We start from the raw sequence: 19,747 nt of genomic DNA on the forward strand, positions 1-19,747 counted from the left end.
CACGGTGGTGCCATGACCACCACCGCGATCGAGGCCGAGGGCCTCGTCAAGATCTTCGGCGACAACCGCGCCGTGGACGGGGTCGACCTGCGGGTCGCCACCGGCACGGTCTACGGGGTGCTCGGCCCGAACGGCGCCGGGAAGACCACCACCATCCGCATGCTGGCGACCCTCCTGCGCCCGGACGCCGGCCGTGCCACCGTCTTCGGGCACGACGTGGCGCGCGAGCCGTTCGTCGTGCGGCAGCTCATCGGCGTGACCGGGCAGTACGCGTCGGTCGACGAGACGCTCAGCGCCACCGAGAACCTCCTGCTGTTCTGCCGCCTCAACGGCCTCAAGGGCGCCACCGCGGCGCGCCGGACCCGTGACCTGCTCGAGGAGTTCAGCCTCACGGACGCCGCCGCGCGGCCGCTGAAGAACTTCTCCGGCGGCATGCGCCGGCGGCTCGACCTGGCGGCCAGCCTCATCGCCCAGCCGCCGCTGCTCTTCCTCGACGAGCCCACCACGGGACTCGACCCCCGCACCCGCGCGCAGATGTGGGAGACGATCCGCCGCCTCGTCGCGACGGGGTCCACCGTGCTGCTCACCACGCAGTACCTCGACGAAGCCGACCAGCTCGCCGACCGCATCGCGGTGATCGACCGCGGCCACGTCGTCGCGGAGGGCACGGGCGACGAGCTCAAGGCGTCGGTCGGCTCCCAGTCGCTGCAGCTGACCCTGGTGCGCCCGGAAGACACCCCCGCGGCCGTGGCGGCCGTCCGGGACGTGCTCGGCGTCGCCGCGACCCCGTCCCCCGAGGCGGGGCGCCTCACGGTGCCCGTCGCCGACCCCGCCCGCGTCACCGACCTGCTGGTCCGCCTGCGCGGTTCCGGCGTCGACCTGGACGCGCTGTCGATGGATAAGCCGTCCCTCGACGAGGTGTTCCTGACCCTGACCGGCCACGGCGCGACCGAGTCCGACGACGCCGGTGCCCCCGAGCTCGAGGAGATCTCCGCATGACCACCCTCACCACCGCCCCCGCGGCGTCCGTCGCGTCCGGGGGACGCATCGTCCCCGGCGCCGAGCGCACGCTGCGCAACCGCGTCACGGTCGGCCAGGCCGTGTCCGACTCGCTGGCCATGGCCCGCCGCGGGCTGATCAAGATCCGGCGCACGCCGGAGCAGCTCATCGACGTCACCGTGCAGCCGATCATCTTCACGCTGATGTTCACGTACATCTTCGGCGGCGCGATCTCCGGCAGCGTCTCCGCCTACCTGCCGGTCATCATCCCGGGCATCCTCGTGCAGACCGTCATCACGACCTCGGCGGTGACCGGCACCCAGCTGCGCGAGGACATGGACAAGGGCGTGTTCGACCGGTTCCGGTCCCTGCCGATCGCCCGCATCGCCCCGCTCGCCGGCGCCCTGGTCGCGGACACGGTCCGCTACCTCATCGCCACGACCCTCACGATCGTCATGGGCCTCGTCATGGGCTGGCGCCCGGGCGGTGGCGTCAGCGGCGTGCTGCTCGCCGGCCTGCTCGTCGTCGTCTGCGCCTGGTCGCTGAGCTGGATCTTCGCGTTCCTCGGCGTGGTGGCCCGCTCCGCGTCGTCGGTGCAGGGCATGTCGTTCCTCATCCTCTTCCCGCTGACGTTCCTGTCCAACGCGTTCGTCCCCGTGGACACGATGCCCGGCTGGTTGCAGGGGTTCGTCAACGTCAACCCGGTGTCGCACCTGGTGACGGCTGTGCGCGACCTCGCCGGCACCGGCAGCGTGACCGGGCAGGTCGGCGTCGCGCTCCTCAGCTGCGCCGTCGTCGTGCTGGTCTTTGCCCCGCTCGCCGTGCGGAGCTACATGAAGAAGGCCTGAGCGGCCGCGTCGGGGCCGAGCTCCCGGCCCGCCTCGTGCGCGAGGCGGGCCAGGAGCTCCTCCGCGCGCGGCACCAGCTCGTCCGCGCCCAGCGCGGCGACCCGGGCCTCTGTCTCCCGGACGACGCCGGCGCCGGGTCCCCCGAGCGCTTCGGCCACGGAGTCCCGGAGGTCCGTCAGTCGCAGGGCGGGCAGGTCCTGGCGCGCGCCCAGGCGGCCCGCGAGCGCGAGCAGCTCCGCCCCGGCGGCCACGCGGTCCTGCTGCTCCGGTCCTGCGCCGTCCCCGAGGCATGCCCAGTACGCGACACCGATCGACGACGTGGCGAGCACGGGCCGGTCGACGAACCCCCGACCCGACCGGCGGACCTCCCGTCCGACGTCGACGATGCGCCGTACGAGACCGTCGGCCCTGACGTCCACGCCTGCCTGCACGCGCCGCACCAGCGCCGCCGACGCCGTCATGAGGAGCCACGGCGCGCCGTCCCCCTGCGGCTGCCCCGGCCCGAACGACGCGACCGACCGGGCCAGGTGCTCGAGCGCCGCGCTCCGCTCCCCGCGCAGCCACGCCACCTCGCCGCGCCCCAGCTCCAGGATGGACGCCATCTCGGCCGCCCGGTCGCCCTGCTGCCCGTCGAGCGCCGCGGCCATCGCCGCGACGGTCCGGTCCGCGGCCGCGAGGTCCCCGGCCAGGAGCGCCGCGCTCAGCTCGACCCACTGCACCTGGCGCTCCATCTCGTCCACCCCGATCGCGCCCAGCCCGTCCCGGGCGGCGTCCACCCAGCGCACGGCCTCGGCGGCGTCGCCGCGCTCCGCCATGAACGACGCGACGACCATCGCCGTCATGGCGGAGGCCGCGGCGTCCCCCAGGGCCCGCGCGACCTCGTGCGCGGTCCGGGCGAGGTCCACGGCGCGCGCGAGCTCGCCGTCGTTCTCCCGCTGCTGCGCCTCGAACATGTGCGCGATCAGCGACGTGTACCCGTCGTCGGAGGCCTGCAGCGCGGTGAGTACCTCGGCGAGCTCCGCGGTCGTCCTCGACAGCACCACGCGGGCCAGGTCGCGGGTGCGTGCACCGACGGTGCGGCTGGTACGCAGCAGGCGGCGCAGGCGCCCCAGCGACCGCCCGGCCCGGCCGGGGGGCCCGAAGACGGAGGTCCCGGCGATCACCACGAGGGCGATGGCGGTCGCGTCGGCGTGCTCCTCGGGGACGTCCCACCCCCGGAGCGCGTCGAGCACCGCGGGGGCCAGGCCCATGACACGCTCCTCGGCGCCCCGCGAGGCCCAGCTGCCCAGCAGGGCCACGAACCCGTGCACGACGGCGTCGGGCCGGCCCGTGTCGATCGCGCGGCGGACGGCGAACAGCAGGTTCTCCTGCTCGCGGGCCAGCTCGGACACGGCCTCGCGCTGCGCGGGCGACAGGAGGCGCGAGGAGCAGCGCCGCGCGACGCCGGTCGACCAGCCGAGCACGGCGGCGTCCGTCTGCTCCTCCTCCCGCGCGGCGGCGAGACGCAGCAGGCCGAACTCCCGCACCGTCTCCACCATCCGGTAGCGGGCGGCGCCGTCCGCCTCCTCGACGCGGACGAGCGACTGCAGGGCGATCGCGGCCACGTCGTCGTCCACCTGCCAGCCGGGCTCGTCCGGCACGAGCGCGCGCGCCGCCTCGGCCGAGAACCCGTCCGGCAGCACGGCGGCCCGCCGCCACAGCGCCTGCTGCGCGGCCGTGAGCAGGTTCCAGCTCCAGTCGAGCACCGCCTCGAGCGTGCGGTGCCGGTCCGGCACCGACCGGTCGCGCACCCGCAACAGGGCGAACCGCTCGTCGAGCCGCGCCTCCACCTCGGCGACGCTCAACGTGCGCACGCGGGCCGCCGCGAGCTCGATGGCCAGGGGCAGACCCTCCAGACGATCGCACAGGCGGGCGACGGTGGCACGGTCCAGCAGGGCGTCGGGACGCACGGCGCGGGCCCGCTCGACGAACAGGTGCACGGCGGGGCCACCGTCCTCGTCGTCGAGGTCGGAGCCGAGCGGTGCGGGCGCGTAGGCGACCTCCTGCTCGAGCAGCAGCGGGGTCCGGCTGGTGGCGAGGACCCGCAGTCGCGGCGAGGCATCCAGCAGCGTCTCGGCCCAGCGGGCCGCGCCCTCGACCACGTGCTCGCAGTTGTCCAGCACCACCAGCGCGTCGGCGTCGCGCAGCCTCGCGACGACCTGGCCGGACACGTCGCCGGCCTGGAGCCGGTCCGCCAGCCGGACCGAGCCCGCCCCGGGAGAAACGCCCAGGGCGTCGGCGAGCGCGAGCACGACGTCCTCGTCGGCGCGGACGCCCACCAGCTCCACGACGACCACCAGACCGGTACCGCCCGAGGCCCGCCGCGCGACCTCCTGCGCGAGCCTGGTCTTGCCGAGCCCGCCGGGGCCGAGGACGGTCACGAGGCGAGCGGCGGCCAGCGCCTCGCGCACCGCGGCGACGTCGGCCTCGCGGCCCAGGAGCGGTGTCGGGTAGCGCCGCAGGCCTCGGGCGGTCCCGCCGCCGGCGGGCGGCACCCCGGCCGTGTCCGGCTCCCCCGCCGCCGCGGCCGCCGCTCGCGGAGGCCGCGCGTCCCCGCCACCGGCGCGCTCGACGTCGGCGGCGAGCCGGTCGTAGAGGGCCGCCGTCGCCGGTCCCGGCTCGGCACCCAGCTCCCGGACCAGCACCGACCGCAGTCGGGTGAACACCCGGAGCGCCTCGGCCGGACGGCCGAGTCCGCCGAGCGCACCCATGAGCGCGCGTGCCGCGTCCTCGTCCGTGGGGTCGGCGGCCACGTCCGCGCCGGCGAGCTCGGCGACGACGGCGTGCTGCCCCGCGGCCTCCGCCGCGTCCCGGTACACGACCCGCAGCTCGTCACGGCAGCGCTCGGCGACGGTCGCCAGCTCGCGTGCGACAGGGGCGAGCCCGCCGCCCTCGAGCTCGGCGCCGGGCGACCCCGTCCACTGGTCGAGCGCGTGCCCGGCGGTGCCCGCCGCGGTGCGCGGGTCCCCCGAGACGACGTCCCGGCGGGCGTCCGCCAGTGCGTCGCGCACCAGGTCGAGGTCCGTGGGGACACCGAGGGCGTATCCCGTCTCGGTGGCCCGCACGACGCCGCGCCCGGCCACGGCGCGCAGCCGTGAGACGAGGTTCTGCAGAGCGGCCCGGGGGTCGGCGGGCAGGTCCTCCTGCCAGAGCCGGTCGACGAGCGTCGCCGACGACGCCCCGCGGTGCCCGGCGAGGGCCAGCAGCACGACCAGCGCCGCCGACCGTGCCCCGCGCGGCGGGCGCTCCACGCCGTCCGGCCCGACCACGCGGACCGGACCCAGCACGCGCACCGCGGGGCTCCCGGCCGCCGCGCCGTCGTCGGGACCGGGGAGCCGGCCGGAGGTGTCACGCACGCCTGTGGAGCCTACCGGCGCTCAGACGCCCGGCCGGGAGGGCCAGGGGGCGTCCGCCGGCCGCAGCGACGACCAGCCGCCCGACCGGCTCGCCGCCGCGGCGAGGACGCCCACCACGGCGGAGGGGTTGTGCAGGCTACCGTCGAGCACCCGGGCGACGGCCTCGTCCAGAGGGACCCACCGGACCTCGATGCCGGCCTCCTCCCCCGTGCGGGTGTGGCGCGAGCCGACCGGCACCTCGCCGAGTCCGCGCGCGAGGAAGACCCGCACCGCCTCGTCGCTGCTGCCGGGCGACGAGGCGAAGTCCGCCAGGACGTGCCACTGCTCCGCGGTGGCGTCCGCCTCCTCGGCGAGCTCGCGGGCGGCGGCGAGCACGGGAGGCTCGCCGTCGACGTCGAGGAGACCCGCGGGGACCTCCCAGAGCCGGGAGCGTACCGGGTGGCGGTACTGGCGCAGCAGAAGCACGCGGTCGTGGTCGTCGAGCGCGACGATCGCGACCGCCCCGGGGTGCACCACGTACTCGCGCGTGACGGTGCCGGCGGCACCGAGGTCGACGTCGTCGCGCACCAGGTCCACGATCCGGCCGCGGTGCAGCACCTCGCTGCGCACGACCGGGCGCGGGGCGGCCTCGTCGGAGATCGACGGGCCGTCCCCCGCCGCGCCGGACGGCACGGCGGGCGACGTCGTCACGCCTGGCCGCCCTGCCGCTCGAGCGCCGCCGCGACCAGCCCCGAGAAGAGGGGGTGCGAGCGGGTGGGGCGCGACTTGAACTCCGGGTGCGCCTGGGTGCTCACGTAGTACGGGTGCACGTCGGCGGGCAGCTCGACGAACTCGACGAGCTTCGCGTCGGGCGACGTTCCGGAGAAGACCAGGCCCGCCTCCTCGAGCCGCGCACGGTAGGCGTTGTTGACCTCGTAGCGGTGCCGGTGGCGCTCCGAGACCCGCTCGCTGCCGTACGCCTTCGCCACGACCGAGCCGGCCCCGAGGTGCGCGTCGTACGCCCCGAGACGCATCGTGCCGCCTAGGTCGCCGTCGCCGCCCACGATGGCGAGCTGCTCGGCCATCGTGGCGATCACCGGGTGGGTGCTGTGCGGGTCGAACTCCGTGGACGACGCGTCCTCGAGCCCGAGGACGTTGCGTGCGTACTCGATGACCATCGACTGCAGGCCGAGGCAGATGCCGAGCGTCGGCACCAGGTTCTCGCGCGCCCAGCGCAGCGCGCCGACCTTGCCGTCGATGCCGCGCACGCCGAAGCCGCCCGGCACCAGCACCGCGTCCACGCCCTCCAGCGCCTCCTGCGCGCCCTCCGGCGTCTGGCAGTCGTCCGCCGCCACCCACCGGACACCGACCTTGGCGTCGTTGTCGAAGCCGCCGGCACGCAGCGCCTCGGTCACCGACAGGTACGCGTCGGGCAGGTCGATGTACTTGCCGACGAGCGCGATCTCGACGTTGTGCTCCGGCTCGTGCACCCGCTCCAGGAGCTGGCTCCAGCCGTCCCAGTCGACGTCGTGGAAGGGCAGGTCCAGGCGGCGCACGACGTAGGCGTCCAGACCCTCGGCGTGCAGCACGCGCGGGATGTCGTAGATGCTCGGCGCGTCGACCGCGTTGACGACGGCCTCGTTGTCGACGTCGCACATGAGCGCGATCTTGCGCTTGATCGACTCCGGCACGACCCGGTCGGCACGCAGCACGATCGCGTCGGGCTGGATGCCGATGGACCGCAGGGCGGCCACCGAGTGCTGGGTCGGCTTGGTCTTGAGCTCGCCCGACGGTCCGATGTAGGGCACGAGCGACACGTGCAGGAAGAAGCAGTCGTCGCGGCCCAGCTCGTGCCGCACCTGGCGGGCGGCCTCGAGGAACGGCTGGGACTCGATGTCGCCGACGGTGCCGCCGATCTCCGTGATGATCACGTCGACCTCGGGGCCCGCCTGGTCGCGCATGCGCGACTTGATCTCGTCCGTGATGTGCGGGATCACCTGGACGGTGTCACCGAGGTACTCGCCCCGGCGCTCCTTGGCGATCACGCGGGAGTAGACCTGACCGGTCGTGACGTTCGAGGAGGCCGGCAGCTCGACGTCGAGGAACCGCTCGTAGTGGCCGATGTCGAGGTCGGTCTCGGCGCCGTCCTCGGTGACGAAGACCTCGCCGTGCTGGAACGGGTTCATCGTGCCCGGGTCCACGTTGAGGTAGGGGTCGAGCTTCTGCATCGTGACCCGCAGGCCCCGCGAGCGCAGCAGGCGCCCGAGCGAGGAGGCCGTGAGCCCCTTCCCGAGCGAGGAGGCCACACCGCCCGTCACGAAGATGTGCCGTGTCTGGTGCGTGGCACCGGTACGGCTGGAGGAGCGGGGCTGGAGTCTGTTCGCGCTGTCGGCCACGGAACTCCATGCTAACAGCGGGTAGCACGCCGGCACGCGGGCCGCGCGGTGCGCCTGGTCACTTCGCGCGTCGCTCGTCAGAGCCCGCAGCGGGGTCCTCCGTGGCGTCCGCCGGGTCGGCGACGGGCTGCTCGGGCGGGCGCCCGCGCCGGACCAGCCCGGTCACGGCGGACCGGTCGGCCACGAGGAACACGCCCACGACGACGGCCCCCGCCACCAGCGTCGCGAGGATCCCCACGCCGAGGGCGGGCAGGATCGTGGCGTCCGTCGGCAGCAGCGCGCCCGAGACGAGCGCCCCCGCGGCCGCGCCGAGCACCGTCGCCACGACGAGCACGACCAGGGTCCGCGGCACCCCGCGCAACGCGTCCCGGCCGGCGAACCGGCCGACGGCGGCGAGCAGCCCGACGGCCGCCACGGTCATGCCGAGTGCCGTGGCCAGGCCGAGCTGGGTGAGCACGCCCACCTGGTCCCGCACGCCGGTCGCGGCCGGCAGGGCGAACGCCGCACCGGCCACGACCAGCCAGCCGGCCGCCGTCACGATCACGGCCACGCGCTGGTGGTCGATCGCGTACAGCGCGCGCGACAGGTGCAGGATCAGCGCGAAGCCGACGATCCCCGGGGCCATCCACGCGACGGCTTCCCCGAGCCCCGCCACCGAGCCGTTCGCGATGCGCGCGAACACCGCCTCGACCGACTCGGAGGCAGCGACGAGCGCGCCCACGCCCAGCCCGGACACCACCAGGAGCGTCCGGGTGGTGGTGGCCAGCAGGCCGCGGAACCGGTCGAGACGGCCGTGCGCGACGTGCTCCGCGAGCCGCGGGAAGGCGCTCGTGGCGAGCGGGAACGCCAGCACCGCGTAGGGCAGCAGGTAGACCTGCTGGGCGAACGTGTACGTGGGGAAGGTCTGCTCCGGCCCGAACCGGAACGCCGCCCCCATCACGGCGAGCACGGACAGCTGCTGCGCCACGAGCGCCCCGATGCCTGCGAGGGCGAGGTTGCGCGCGCGCACACCCTCTCCGCCGGGGAAGCGCAGCGTCGGGCGCAGCCGGGTCCCCGTCCGCAGCACGGGCGCCACCAGGGGCAGCGCCAGGACCGCGACGCCCGCCGTCGTGCCCCAGCCGAGCCAGCCGATCGCGGCCGTCGACAGCTCCGCGACGTCGGCCTGGTCCCCGTCCGCCATGGCGAAGAACACGAGGTAGACGGCGATGACGGCCAGGCTGGACAGCAGCGGCGCGAACGCCTGCCAGAAGAACCTCTTGTGGGCCTGCAGGATGCCGCCGAGCACGACCGCGACGCCGTACAGGGGCACCTGGAGGGCGAACGTGCGCACGAACGTCGCGGTGACGTCGACGAGCTCGGGATGCCTGGCCATGAGCAGCGCGGCGATCGGGCCCGCCAGGACCGCGAGGAGGGCGCCGAGCGGCACCAGCACGGCGAGCGTCCAGCCCAGCAGCGCCGAGGCCACCCCCGAGGTCTCCCGCGCGGAGCGGCGCGCGATCGGGCCGGCGAGCAGCGGCACGACGGCGCCCGCGAGCGCACCGCCGGCGGCCACCTCGAAGAGGACGTTCGGCAGCTGGTTGGCCGCGCTGTACGCCGGGCCGACACCCTCGGTGCCGACCGCCCACGACAGCACCAGCGACCGTGCGAAGCCGACCAGGCGGCTCGCCACCGTCACGACGGTGATCATCACGGCGGCGCCGGCGAGCGTCTGGGTCGCCGCCCGCAGCCCGCCCGGGCGCGACGTCATTGGTTCACTCCCCCGCGGCGGGTTCCCGCGCCGGGCCCTGCTCCTGGTCGTCTGCCGGGTTCTCCGCCGGGCGGCGACCCCAGCCGTCCGCGGCGCGCAGCCACGGCGTGCGCTCGATCACCGCGGAGAAGCTCACCCGCTCGGACGCGAGGGTCAGCCCGACGACGGAGGCCAGCGCGGCGAGCCGCGCCGGGCGCGACGCACCGAACGCCCACTGCGCACCGACCAGGGCGCCGAGGGCGTTCGCCCCGCCGTCCCCCAGCATGTCGCGCTCGGCGAGGTCTCCGGGCGCCGCCACGGCGGCCGCCCCGAGGACGACGCCGGTCCCCGCTCCCGCCGCCCCGCACACGACGGGCAGGCTCAGGGCCGCGGACGCCTTGAGCGCCCGGCCGGGACGCAGGTCGAGGAGGTTGAGCAGGTTCGCCGTGCCGGCGACGAGCGCGCCGTTCACGGCGACGTCCAGCAGGTGCCCGGCCGCGTGCCCGCCCGGCCGGCGCGCGGTCCCGACCGCCGCGCCCGCCAGCGCCGTCGCGCCGATGCCGAGCACCTTGAGGCCACCGGTCGTGAGCCGGCCCTCGGCGAGCGCCCCCAGGTGACCGCGGAGGCCCTTCACGCGGGTGCTGGTGTCCTCGGCGAGGTCGTCCACGAGCCCGAACGCCGCCGCGCCCGCGGTCGCGACCGCCGCACCGGCGCGCTGCCGTCCGCCGCCTGCGGCCAGGGTCCCGGCGACGAGCCCCGCGGCCACCGCGGGCCCCTCGAGCATGCTCACGGGCTCGCCGCGGTGGTTGGTGCGCGTCCAGCGCGCTGCGCCACCGGGCGGGTCGGTGTCCAGCACCCGGCGCACGAGCGTCGTGCCCGCCGCCGCCACGAGCGCCCCGCGCAGCAGCGCGCCCACGCCGCTCCCCCGGGCCATCAGCCGTTCCCCTGCGGCTCGCCCTGCTCGACCACGGGCGGCAGGACCGAGGCGCCGTCCTCGAAGCCGTACTGGTCGACCGCGCCGGCGGCCTGGGCAGCGATCGCGAGCGGCACGACGATCTGCCCGGTCGTGAGCTCCACGCCGCTGACCGTGCTGACCGTGTCGGCGAGCGCGTCGTCCGCGCGGACGGTGGCCACCAGGTCGCCGTCCTGCGTCGTCGGGCCGGCCACCACGGAGGTGCCGGCGATCTCGGCGGAGGTGCCCGCGAGCGCCGCGAGCGCCCCCATCCCGGTCTGCTCCGGGTCGGCGTCCTGCGTCTCGTCGTCCGCGGCGGCGGCCGTGTCGCCGCCGGACAGCAGGAGGATCGCGTCCGCCGGGGCGCTCGGCTCGGCGACCTGCTCCACGAGGCCCACCTGCTCCAGGAGGTGCTGCTGCTCGAGGGCGGCGTCGCTGAACGTGCCCGGCTCCCCCGGCGCAGCGTCGGTGAGCGCCACGGTCAGCGACGCGGCGAGCAGGGCCGCGGGGCCGGACTCGTCGTCGATGACGCCCTCGACCGTGTCGGCGGGCAGCTTCTCGCGCAGGCCGTCGGCGACGGTCTGTCGCATCGTCAGCTCGTCGGCCGACGTCCACGACGCGGCCAGACGCTCCTGGGCGACGACCGTCCCGTCCGCGGCCTCCAGCTCGTCCAGCACGGCGTTCCGGTTCGCGTCGCTCACCTCGTCCACCTCGACGACCGCGACGTTCATCCCTGCGAGCGAGCCGGCGACGAGCTGGTCGCCGGCGCTCTCGATGAAGCGCCGCTGGTCCTGCGCCGTGGTCTGCTCCTGCCCGAGCTCCTCCCGCAACGTGTTGCGCTCGGTGCGCAGCGCGTCGACCTGCTCGGTGAGCTGGTCGCCGAGCGTGCCCTGGAGAGGTCCGGCACCGAGGATGATGCCCACCGCGAGGGCGAGGAAGACGGAGATCAGGGAGACGAGGTGGTACCTGAAGTCGATCACGGTCGGCAGAGGTTCCTTGTCGGGTCGGGTCGGGCGGGTGCGGGGAGGGGTGTGCCGGGGCGTCACCCGCCGAAGAGGCTACCCACCCAGGAGACGAGGTCGTCGATCCGGGCACCGATCAGCCCGAAGAGCGTCTGTCCCGCGGCCGTGGACCAGAGCGCTGCGACGACGGCGGCCACTCCTGCCAGGGACAGCAGGGTGAGCTGCAGGTTCGAGATCCGTGTGCGGTACAGCCGGGAGACGCCCTTGGCGTCGACCAGCTTGCCGCCCACCCGCAGGCGCGTGAGGAACGTGCTGGCCATCCCCGCCCGGCCCTTGTCGAGGAACTCGACCAGGGTGGCGTGCGTGCCCACGGCGACGATGAGCTCGGCGCCCTTGTCGTCGGCGAGGAGCATGGCGATGTCCTCGCTGGTGCCCGTCGCGGGGAACACCACGGGCTCGACCCCGAGCGCCTGCACGCGGTCCAGCCCGGGCGCGTTGCCGTCGCGGTACGCGTGCACCACGATCTCCGCGCCCGACGACAGCGCACGGTCGGACACCGAGTCCATGTCGCCGACGATCATGTCGGGCTTCCAGCCCGCGTCGATGATCGCGTCCGCACCACCGTCGACGCCGACCAGCACCGGTCGGTTCTCGGTGATGTAGGACCGCAGCATCGCCAGGTCCTCGCGGTAGTGGTACCCGCGCACGACGATGAGCACGTGCCGGCCGTCGAACTTCGTGCGCACCTCGGGCACGCCGACGCCGTCGAGCAGGAGGTCCCGCTCGCGACGCAGGTACGTCATCGTGTTCTCGGCGAAGTTCTCGATCTCCTCCGACAGGCCCTCACGCGCCGCGACCATGTCCGCCGCGACGGTCTCCGGGGTCTGCCGGACGCCCTCCGCCACGGTGGCCCCGTCGACCAGGACGGTGCCGCCGTCGATCCGCACCGCGGCGCCCTCGGGCAGCGCCATGACGGCGGGGCCGAGGTCGTCGACCAGCGTGATGCCGGCGTCGACGAGGATGCCGGGCCCCGCGTTCGGGTACCTGCCGGACGTCGACCGCGCGGCGTTGAGCACCGCCGCGGGGCTGACCGCCACCAGCGCGTCGGCGGCGACCCGGTCGATGTCGACGTGGTCGATGACGGCCACGTCGCCGGCGTGCAGCCGCTTCGTCAGGTCCTTGGTCCGCGTGCCGACCCGGGCGGGCCCCGCCACGTCGGTGCCCTCGTCGCCGGCGTCGGGCGCACGCTCGGACTTGCGCAGGATCATTTTCATCGCCCCTATCGTCCCACGGTGGAGGACGCCAGGAGCTCGACCGCGTGCTGACGCGCGGTCGCGGACTCGTCCTGGCCGGAGAGCATCCGCGCCAGCTCACGGACGCGGTCGTCGTCCGTGACCTCGCGCACCCCCGTCACGGTGATGCCCGCCTCCGTCCCGTTCTCGGCGTCGGACCCGGCCTCGGGCGTGGACTTGGTCACCACCAGGTGCGAGTCGGCGAAGGCCGCCACCTGGGCGAGGTGCGTCACGACGACCACCTGCGTGCTGCGCGCGAGCACCGCGAGCCGGCGCCCCACCTCGACGGCAGCGCGCCCGCCGACGCCGGCGTCGACCTCGTCGAAGACGAACGTCGGCAACGGTGCCACGACCCGGCCGGACGCCGGGTCCGCACCGGCTCCCGCCTCCACCCGCGACGTGGCGAGCGCCACCTCGACGGCAAGCATCACGCGCGAGAGCTCGCCGCCGGAGGCACCCTTGCCCAGAGGACGGGCGGGCGCGCCGGGGTGCGGCTCCAGCAGGTACGCGACCTGGTCGGCGCCCCACGGACCCGGCTCGTCCGCGGGTGCCACGTCGACGACGAGCCGCGCGCCCTTCATGGCCAGCCCGGACAGCTCCTGCGTGACCGCGTCGGAGAGCGCCTCCGCCGCCTTGCGGCGCCCCGTGGTCAGCCGGTCCGCGGCATCGGCCAGCTGGGCGTCCAGCTCGGCGGTGCGCTCGCGCATCCCCGCCAGCCGCTCGCCGCCGTCGTCCAGGTCGAGCAGCCGCAGGCCGGCGTCGCTCGCCCACCGCAGCACGTCGTCGATGGTCTCGCCGTAGCTCCGGGTGAGCGTCGTGAGCTCCGCGAGCCGCGCGTGCGCGGTCTCGAGGCCCGCCGGGTCGGCCTGCAGGTCGTTCACGTACGACGACAGCTCGGTCGCGACGTCGGCGAGCAGGTACCCCGCCTCCGCGAGGCGGGTCGCGTGCCCGCCCAGCGCCGGGTCGTCGGCGGCCGCCGCCTCGAGCGCGCGACGCGCCCGCTCGACCGCCTCGACCGCGCTGCCGGCGGTCTCCACGTCGTCGCCCGCGACCGCGTCGTGCGCCTCCTGCGCGGCGACGCGCAGCTGCTCGGCGTTGCCCAGCCGCCCGACGAGGGCCGTGAGCTCGGCGTCCTCCCCCGGTTGCGGGTCCACGCGCTCCACCTCGGCCAGCCCGAGGCGCAGCAGCTCCGCCTCGCGGGAGCGCTCGGCGGCCCGCGCGGTGAGGTCCTCGATCTCGGCCAGCAGCCCGGCGCGCTCCGTCCAGGCGGCCCGGTAGGCGTCGAGGTCGTCCTGGTGGTCGGGCCCCGCGAAGGAGTCGAGGGCCTCGCGCTGCTTGGCCGCCGTGCGCAGCCGCAGCTGGTCCGACTGGCCGTGCACGGTCACGAGCTCGTCCGCGATCTCCGCGAGCACCGCCTGCGGCACGCCGCGCCCGCCGAGGTGGGCGCGGGAGCGGCCCGCCGCGGCAACGGTCCGCAGCACCACGACCGTCCCGTCGTCGTCGACCTCGCCGCCCGCCTCGTCCACCCGCGCCGCCACCGCGGGATGCGCGGCCACGCGCAGCCGACCCTCGACGACCGCGCCGTCCGCGCCGGGGCGCACCGCGGCGGGGTCGGCCTTGCCGCCCATGAGCAGGCCCAGGCCGGTGAGCACCATGGTCTTGCCCGCGCCCGTCTCGCCCGTGATGACGGTCAGCCCGTCGGCCAGCGGGACCCGGGCGGCGCGGATCACGCCCAGGTTCTCGATCGCGATCTCCTCGAGCACCTCACGCCTCCTTGTCGTACTCGTCGTGCTCGCCGTGCGTGTCGTGCTCGCCGTGCGCGTCGTGCTCGTCCGACGCGGGGGCCCGGTGGTCGGGGCGGTTCGCCGCCAGCTCCCGCCAGCCGACGACCGGCAGCGAGAACTTCGACACGAGCCTGTCGGTGAACGGCGCCGGCGACAGTCGCGCGAACCGCAGCGGCAGGGCGCCCCGACGCACCTCCACCCACGAGCCGACCGGCAGGTCGATACGCCGCCGGCCGTCGCAGGTCAGCACCGCGGGCACGGGGCTGCGCTCGAGCACCTTCACCGTGTACGTCGAGCGCGGTCCGATGACGAGCGGGCGCGCGAACAGGGCGTGCGCGGACAGGGGCACCAGCAGCACGCCGTCGACCTCCGGCCACATGACGGGCCCGCCGGCCGAGAACGCGTGCGCCGTCGACCCCGTCGCCGTGGACATCACGACGCCGTCGCAGCCGAACGACGACAGCGGGCGGCCGTCGACGGCGATGCCGACCTCGACCATCCGCTCCCGCCGCGCCTTCTCCACGGTGGCCTCGTTGAGCGCCCACCCGGTGCGCGGCGACTCCTCCCCGGGCAGGTGGACGGCGACGTCGACGACGGCGCGCTCCTCGACCTCGTAGTCGCGGGCGGCCAGCCTCCGCACCGCGTGCCGCAGGTCGTCGCGCTCGCTCTCGGCGAGGAAGCCGACGTGTCCCAGGTTGACGCCCAGGAGCGGCACCCCGGTGCCGTGCGTGAGCTCGGCGGCGCGCAGGATCGTGCCGTCACCGCCCAGGACCATGACGGCCTCGGAGTCGGTCACCCCCTCCCGGACGCGCGCCGCGGCCATGTGGTCGCCGAACGACTCGGCCAGGTCGTCGTCGTGCAGGGCGACCTCGAAGCCCGCCTCGGTGAGCTCGCGCACGGCCTCGGAGAGGGCCGCCACGGCCTCCGGGCGGCCCCCGTGGGTGACGATGAGGACTCGGCGGCTCACGGTGCTCCTCCGATCGGCAGGACGGGCGGGACGGACGGCGGCGCGTCGGGGGCGCCGGGCTCCCAGGCGACGGCAGCCTCCGCAGCCGGCTCGGCGCCGACCGCCGCGGCGCCGCCGCCCGGCCGGAACCAGCAGAAGTACTCGCGGTTACCGCTCGGCCCGGGCAACGGGCTGGGCACCACCGCGTGGGCGCGCAGCCCGTGCGCCGCCGCGGCCCGCACGACGGCGAGGACCGCTTCGACGTGCAGGTCCGGGTCGCGCACGACGCCGCCGCTGCCGAGGCGCTCCCGACCGACCTCGAACTGCGGCTTCACCAGCAGCAACGCGTGACCCTCCGGGGAGAGCACGTCGGCGAGCGGTGCCAGCACGAGCGTGAGGGAGATGAAGGACAGGTCGCCCACCACGACGTCGGGGGTGCGCTCCAGGTCCGACGGCGTGAGGTCGCGCAGGTTGAAGCCCTCGACGACCGTGACCCGGGGATCGTCCCGCAGGGCCGGCACGAGCTGGTCGTGGCCGACGTCGAGCGCCACCACGTGTCGCGCGCCCCGGCGCAGCAGCACGTCCGTGAAGCCCCCGGTCGAGGCACCCACGTCCAGGCACCACCCGCCCTCGACCGCCTGCAGCAGCTCGCGGCCGGCGGGCGCCCTCCCGAGCGCGTCGAGGGCCCCGGCCAGCTTGCCGCCGGCGCGCGAGGCGTACCCCGGGTCGGCGGGGTCGGCGAGGACGCTCACCTGGGCGCCGTCGGGCACCGGCGTGGACGGCTTCGTGACGAGACGGTCACCGAGGCGCACGCGACCCGCGTCGATGAGCTGCACGGCCTGGCGGCGCGACCGGGCCAGGCCACGGCGCACGAGCTCGGCGTCCATCCGCCCGTCGGTCCGTGCCACCGCCGTCAACGTCGCGGCTCCGCGGCCGGGGCGTCGTCCTGTCCGGCGTCCAGCCGCGCGCGCAGGGCGTCGTGCACCCGGGTGAAGCGCTCCACGTGCTCGGCGACGGGGAGGTCGTCCAGCCCGTCGAGATCGTCGATCCCCGCGCCGCTGCCGGGATCACGGGGCGCCGTCGGCACCGGCCGGGGCGCCTGGTCGGAGGCGTCGCGGTGGCTCGTCCCCGCGGTCGAGCCGTCGTGCGTCGGTGGGTCCTGCGTCATGATCCCTCCCTACGGCTCGCGGTCCTGTTCTCGTCGCCGGCACCCGTGCGGGTGCGCGCGGACCGTCGGCCCGAGGGGGCTGGTCGCGCGGGAAGCCGCCGTCCGAGGTCCGGGTCCACGCTACCCGTTGGCGCGGACGTCCTGCGCACGACGCACAGCCGGCGACCGGGTCCGTCGTGAGCCCGCAGGGGCGTGGGCCTCCGCGCCGGCCCGCGGCGCGCACGGGGGGGCGGCGGCCACCTCGTCGCGCGGACCGTGAGGCGCAGGTCCGGTGGCGCAGACCTGGTGGCGCGGTGGTCAGGCGAGCAGCTCGGGCACGGTCGACGCCGCGGCCGGACGCCCCCGGTCGGCGGCGTCCCACGCGGCCGCACAGGCCGCGCGGATCACGTCGATCCCGCGCGGGCCCTGGCCGTCGAGCTCGAGCGCCCCGTCCACGACGCGCGCCGCGCGGCCCGCGCACGTCCACCACCCCTGGTCCGCCGGCTCGGGGCGGGGGTGCGGCTCGTGCAGCGCGCGCAGGTCGGCCCCGACGTAGTCCGGGCGCAGGCCCGGTTCCGCCAGCACGGCGTCGCGCGCCGTGGAGACGCCGGTGAGCACGTGCAGGCCGGGGTACCCGCCGGTACGTGCCCCCGCGAGGTCGGTGTCGAGACGGTCCCCGATCACCAGAGGACGCTCTGCGCCGGCCCGGTCGACCGCCAGGCGGTACATCGTGGGCGACGGCTTGCCCGCGCTGTCCGGCTCGACCCCCGTCGCGGCCACGACGGCGCCGACCAGGGCGCCGTTGCCGGGGGCGAAGCCCCGGGCGGTCGGGAGCGAGAGGTCGAGGTTGCTCGCGACGTGCCGGGCACCGCCGGCCACCGCGTACGCGGCCTCCGCCAGGTCGCTCCAGCCCAGCCCCGGCGCGTACCCCTGGGCCACGGCGTCGGGGGCGTCGTCAGCGGAGTCGACGATCGTCAGGCCCGCCCCGGCGACAGCCGTCCGCAGGCCTGCCCCGCCGACGACGAGGACCTTGGCGCCCGGCTCCAGCCGCGTGCGCAGCAGGGCCGCGCACGCCTGCGCAGCCGTCATGACCTCGTCCGCAGCGGTGGGGATGTCCAGCCCGGTGAGCTGGGCGGCCACCTCCTCGGGCTCGCGCGAGGCGTTGTTGGTGACGAACACGAGCCGGAGCCCCGCGGTCCGCGCCGCCGTCAGGCTGTCCGCGGCGTGCGGGATGGGCAGGTGGCCCTTGTACGCGACCCCGTCGAGGTCGACCAGGGCCAGGTCGTGCGCAGCAGCGAGCGGGACGGCAGTGCCCGACAGCGTGGCCGTCATGCCTTGCCCGCGTCCGGGCCGTCCACCTCGTCGCCCTGCTCCGGCGCCGAGACGGACTCCTGCTCCGTCTGCTCCGGCTCGACCGGCTCAGCGCCCTCGCTCGCCACGGTGGCGTCAGACTGGTCGGGCCGCCCGGCGTCGTCCGCGTCCCCCGCACCGACATCGAGGTCCTCGTCGACGGCGTCCTCGTCGTACGTGTCGTACACGACGACGTCGTCCTCCTCCTGCGGTGCGCCGGACGCACGCTCGAGGTCGGCCGGGTCGACACCGGCCAGGAGCTGAGCCGCCTCGTCCTGGCGTCCGGCCGCCTCCAGGGCAGCCGCGCGCGCCTGCAGCACCCGGAGACCGAGGTCACCGCGCCGCTCGGCCGCGGGGATGCGGTCGAGCACCGCCAGTGCGGCGTCGTGCTCCCCCAGGTCGCTGCGCGCCCCGCTCGCCACGATGGCGAGCTCGGTGCGCCCCTCGGCGTCGAGCGTGCGCGCCTCCTCGCTCGCGGCGAGAGCCAGGGCGCGCTCGGGACGGCCGAGGCCGCGCTCCGCGTCCGCCATGAGCGGCAGGTGCTCGGACGACCCGTTGAGCCGTCGCACCGTGCGCAGCTCGCGGAGGGCCTCGGCGAACCGCCCGGTCCGGTACGCCGCGATGCCCGCGGCCTCCCGGACGACGTCCACCCGGCCGCCCCGACGGACCGCTGCCTGGGTGTGCTCGTAGGCACGCTCCGGGTCGACGTCGAGGAGCCGGCCCGCCATCACCAGGTGCAGACCGATGCGTTCCGCGTTCTCCTTGGTCAGCCCGCGCAGGCGACCCCGGACATCTCGGCTCAGCTGTCCCATCGACGCGTCATCGGCGATATCCGGCTCGACGACGCGAGGGCGCCGCTCGGCACCCGCCGCCGGCCGACCGGGACGTCCGCCGCCGTGGCCCTGCCCGTCCCCGCCGCGCCGACCCGTCGCCGGTCCCCGAGAGCCTGCGACGCGGGAGTCCGGGCGCGAGCCACCGCCCCTGCCGTCTCGCTGCCCAGGGCGCTCGACCTGCTGTCCACGGCGCTCACCGCGCTCGTACGGACGTGCGCGGTCCCCCGCGTCACCACGTCGGTACCCGCGGTCACCCGACGACGCGCGGTCGTCGCGGCCTCGGGCGTCGCGGGTGCTGGGACGCCCGTCGTAGCGGCCTTCTTCCCGACCGGGCGTACGCCTCGAGTCGACGCGACCCTGGCCGTCCCGCTGCTGGCTCGACCGGTACTCCGATCCTCGCCGATCGCCTCCGCGCTCGTCCCTGCTGACGTAGCCGTCGCGCTCCTGAGCGCGACCCCGCCCGGGACGCTCGTCCCGGCGGTCGCGCGTGGCGAAGTCACGCCGGTCTCCCGCGCCGCGGGCCGGGCGACGCTCCGTCCGGCGGTCCTCACGTTCATCGCGCGCGCCGTCAGGTCGGCGGTCGGGCCGCCCACGGCTCTCGGACGGCCGCCCCGCCTGTGCCGCGCGGTCGCGGCCGCCAAAGCCGCCGCGTTCGTCGCGTGACGCGTCGCCCCTCGTCGGGCGCCCCGCGTTCTGCCCACGGTCCGTGTAGCCGCGCTGCGGACGATCTCCGCGTCCGCCCGCCGACCCCCGCGAACCCCGGTTCGCGTCCCGCGATCCCCCGCGGGCGCCCCCGTCACGGGACGACGGTGCGCGACCGCCCGCACCGCCCTTGCTCTCGTCCCGCGATGAATCGTTCACGGTCTTCCTCTCCGACGCCGACACGACCCGTATTCTCCCACGCCAGCCTCGGTGGGGACGGGCCGCAAGGGCCCCTCCGCATGTGACGGCAGGCACGGCGTCCCCCGGGGTACGGGCCCTGTCATCACGGGCACAGGTCAGGACCGGTGTTCGGGGTCGGCGCCCGCCGGGAATGACACCGAGTGTTCGGGGTATGCGAAAGGCCCACCCCGGGTGTGGGGTGGGCCTTTCGTGAATGGGTGTCCGGCGGCGTCCTACTCTCCCACCCCCTCGCGAG

Annotated in this window: 15 protein-coding genes; 2 read left to right on the forward strand and 13 right to left on the reverse strand. The window is 75.9% G+C overall.

Going from position 1 to position 19,747, the window contains the following annotated elements:
- Positions 1–12: 12 nt before the first annotated feature.
- A complete protein-coding gene (locus ACH436_RS05290; protein ID WP_430559106.1) occupies positions 13–999 on the forward strand; it encodes an ATP-binding cassette domain-containing protein in 987 nt (328 codons plus the stop codon).
- Positions 996–1,847, forward strand: a complete 852-nt coding sequence (locus ACH436_RS05295) for an ABC transporter permease (protein ID WP_430559107.1) — start codon at positions 996–998, stop codon at positions 1,845–1,847. The genes ACH436_RS05290 and ACH436_RS05295 overlap by 4 nt, the downstream gene beginning before the upstream one ends.
- On the opposite strand, the gene ACH436_RS05300 is transcribed toward ACH436_RS05295, so the two are convergent.
- The 13 genes from ACH436_RS05300 to ACH436_RS05360 all read right to left on the reverse strand — a co-directional run bounded on the left by ACH436_RS05300 (position 1,829) and on the right by ACH436_RS05360 (position 18,588).
- Positions 1,829–5,242: an AfsR/SARP family transcriptional regulator gene (locus tag ACH436_RS05300; RefSeq protein ID WP_430559108.1), complete on the reverse strand. Its 3,414-nt coding sequence runs from the start codon at positions 5,240–5,242 to the stop codon at positions 1,829–1,831. The two genes, ACH436_RS05295 and ACH436_RS05300, sit on opposite strands and share 19 nt — an antisense overlap.
- Positions 5,243–5,263: 21 nt before the next feature.
- On the reverse strand, positions 5,264–5,932 hold the full coding sequence (locus ACH436_RS05305; protein WP_430559109.1) for an NUDIX domain-containing protein: 669 nt from the start codon (positions 5,930–5,932) through the stop codon (positions 5,264–5,266).
- Complete coding sequence (locus tag ACH436_RS05310; RefSeq protein WP_430559110.1) at positions 5,929–7,617, reverse strand: CTP synthase; 1,689 nt, start codon at positions 7,615–7,617, stop codon at positions 5,929–5,931. The genes ACH436_RS05305 and ACH436_RS05310 overlap by 4 nt, the downstream gene beginning before the upstream one ends.
- A 58-nt stretch (positions 7,618–7,675) precedes the next feature.
- Positions 7,676–9,364 carry a murein biosynthesis integral membrane protein MurJ gene (gene murJ / locus ACH436_RS05315; protein WP_430559111.1) on the reverse strand — a complete coding sequence of 563 codons (1,689 nt, stop codon included), beginning with the start codon at positions 9,362–9,364 and terminating at the stop codon, positions 7,676–7,678.
- A gap of 4 nt (positions 9,365–9,368) precedes the next feature.
- Positions 9,369–10,277 carry a hypothetical protein gene (locus ACH436_RS05320; protein ID WP_430559112.1) on the reverse strand — a complete coding sequence of 303 codons (909 nt, stop codon included), beginning with the start codon at positions 10,275–10,277 and terminating at the stop codon, positions 9,369–9,371.
- On the reverse strand, positions 10,277–11,275 hold the full coding sequence (locus tag ACH436_RS05325; protein ID WP_430559113.1) for a copper transporter: 999 nt from the start codon (positions 11,273–11,275) through the stop codon (positions 10,277–10,279). Before ACH436_RS05325 ends, ACH436_RS05320 begins: the two co-directional genes overlap by 1 nt.
- A 62-nt stretch (positions 11,276–11,337) precedes the next feature.
- Positions 11,338–12,531, reverse strand: a complete 1,194-nt coding sequence (steA, locus tag ACH436_RS05330; RefSeq protein ID WP_430559114.1) for a putative cytokinetic ring protein SteA — start codon at positions 12,529–12,531, stop codon at positions 11,338–11,340.
- 5 nt (positions 12,532–12,536) lie between these two features.
- Positions 12,537–14,312, reverse strand: a complete 1,776-nt coding sequence (recN, locus tag ACH436_RS05335) for a DNA repair protein RecN (protein WP_430559115.1) — start codon at positions 14,310–14,312, stop codon at positions 12,537–12,539.
- A gap of 1 nt (position 14,313) precedes the next feature.
- Positions 14,314–15,300: an NAD kinase gene (locus tag ACH436_RS05340; RefSeq protein WP_430559116.1), complete on the reverse strand. Its 987-nt coding sequence runs from the start codon at positions 15,298–15,300 to the stop codon at positions 14,314–14,316.
- Positions 15,297–16,187 (reverse strand): TlyA family RNA methyltransferase, encoded by an 891-nt coding sequence (locus tag ACH436_RS05345; protein ID WP_430559117.1) that lies wholly within the window; start codon positions 16,185–16,187, stop codon positions 15,297–15,299. The genes ACH436_RS05340 and ACH436_RS05345 overlap by 4 nt, the downstream gene beginning before the upstream one ends.
- A gap of 5 nt (positions 16,188–16,192) precedes the next feature.
- Positions 16,193–16,447 carry a hypothetical protein gene (locus ACH436_RS05350; RefSeq protein WP_430559118.1) on the reverse strand — a complete coding sequence of 85 codons (255 nt, stop codon included), beginning with the start codon at positions 16,445–16,447 and terminating at the stop codon, positions 16,193–16,195.
- Positions 16,448–16,744: 297 nt separating this feature from the next.
- A complete protein-coding gene (locus ACH436_RS05355; protein WP_430559119.1) occupies positions 16,745–17,758 on the reverse strand; it encodes an HAD-IIA family hydrolase in 1,014 nt (337 codons plus the stop codon).
- The gene (locus ACH436_RS05360) at positions 17,755–18,588 is read right to left on the reverse strand and encodes a hypothetical protein (RefSeq protein WP_430559120.1); all 834 of its coding nucleotides are present in this window, start codon (positions 18,586–18,588) and stop codon (positions 17,755–17,757) included. The genes ACH436_RS05355 and ACH436_RS05360 overlap by 4 nt, the downstream gene beginning before the upstream one ends.
- Between the last annotated feature and the right edge of the window lie 1,159 nt (positions 18,589–19,747).

This window comes from Isoptericola sp. NPDC019693 (assembly GCF_044389085.1).
GTDB lineage: Bacteria > Actinomycetota > Actinomycetes > Actinomycetales > Cellulomonadaceae > Isoptericola.

Excerpts from the sequence above, each read along its gene's own strand:
- ACH436_RS05290 (WP_430559106.1), top strand. The coding sequence starts at position 13 with ATGACCACCACCGCGATCGAGGCCGAGGGCCTCGTCAAGATCTTCGGC.
- ACH436_RS05295 (WP_430559107.1), top strand. The coding sequence starts at position 996 with ATGACCACCCTCACCACCGCCCCCGCGGCGTCCGTCGCGTCCGGGGGA.
- murJ (WP_430559111.1), bottom strand. The coding sequence starts at position 9,364 with ATGACGTCGCGCCCGGGCGGGCTGCGGGCGGCGACCCAGACGCTCGCC.
- ACH436_RS05320 (WP_430559112.1), bottom strand. The coding sequence starts at position 10,277 with ATGGCCCGGGGGAGCGGCGTGGGCGCGCTGCTGCGCGGGGCGCTCGTG.
- steA (WP_430559114.1), bottom strand. The coding sequence starts at position 12,531 with ATGAAAATGATCCTGCGCAAGTCCGAGCGTGCGCCCGACGCCGGCGAC.
- ACH436_RS05350 (WP_430559118.1), bottom strand. The coding sequence starts at position 16,447 with ATGACGCAGGACCCACCGACGCACGACGGCTCGACCGCGGGGACGAGC.
- ACH436_RS05355 (WP_430559119.1), bottom strand. The coding sequence starts at position 17,758 with ATGACGGCCACGCTGTCGGGCACTGCCGTCCCGCTCGCTGCTGCGCAC.
- ACH436_RS05360 (WP_430559120.1), bottom strand. The coding sequence starts at position 18,588 with ATGGGACAGCTGAGCCGAGATGTCCGGGGTCGCCTGCGCGGGCTGACC.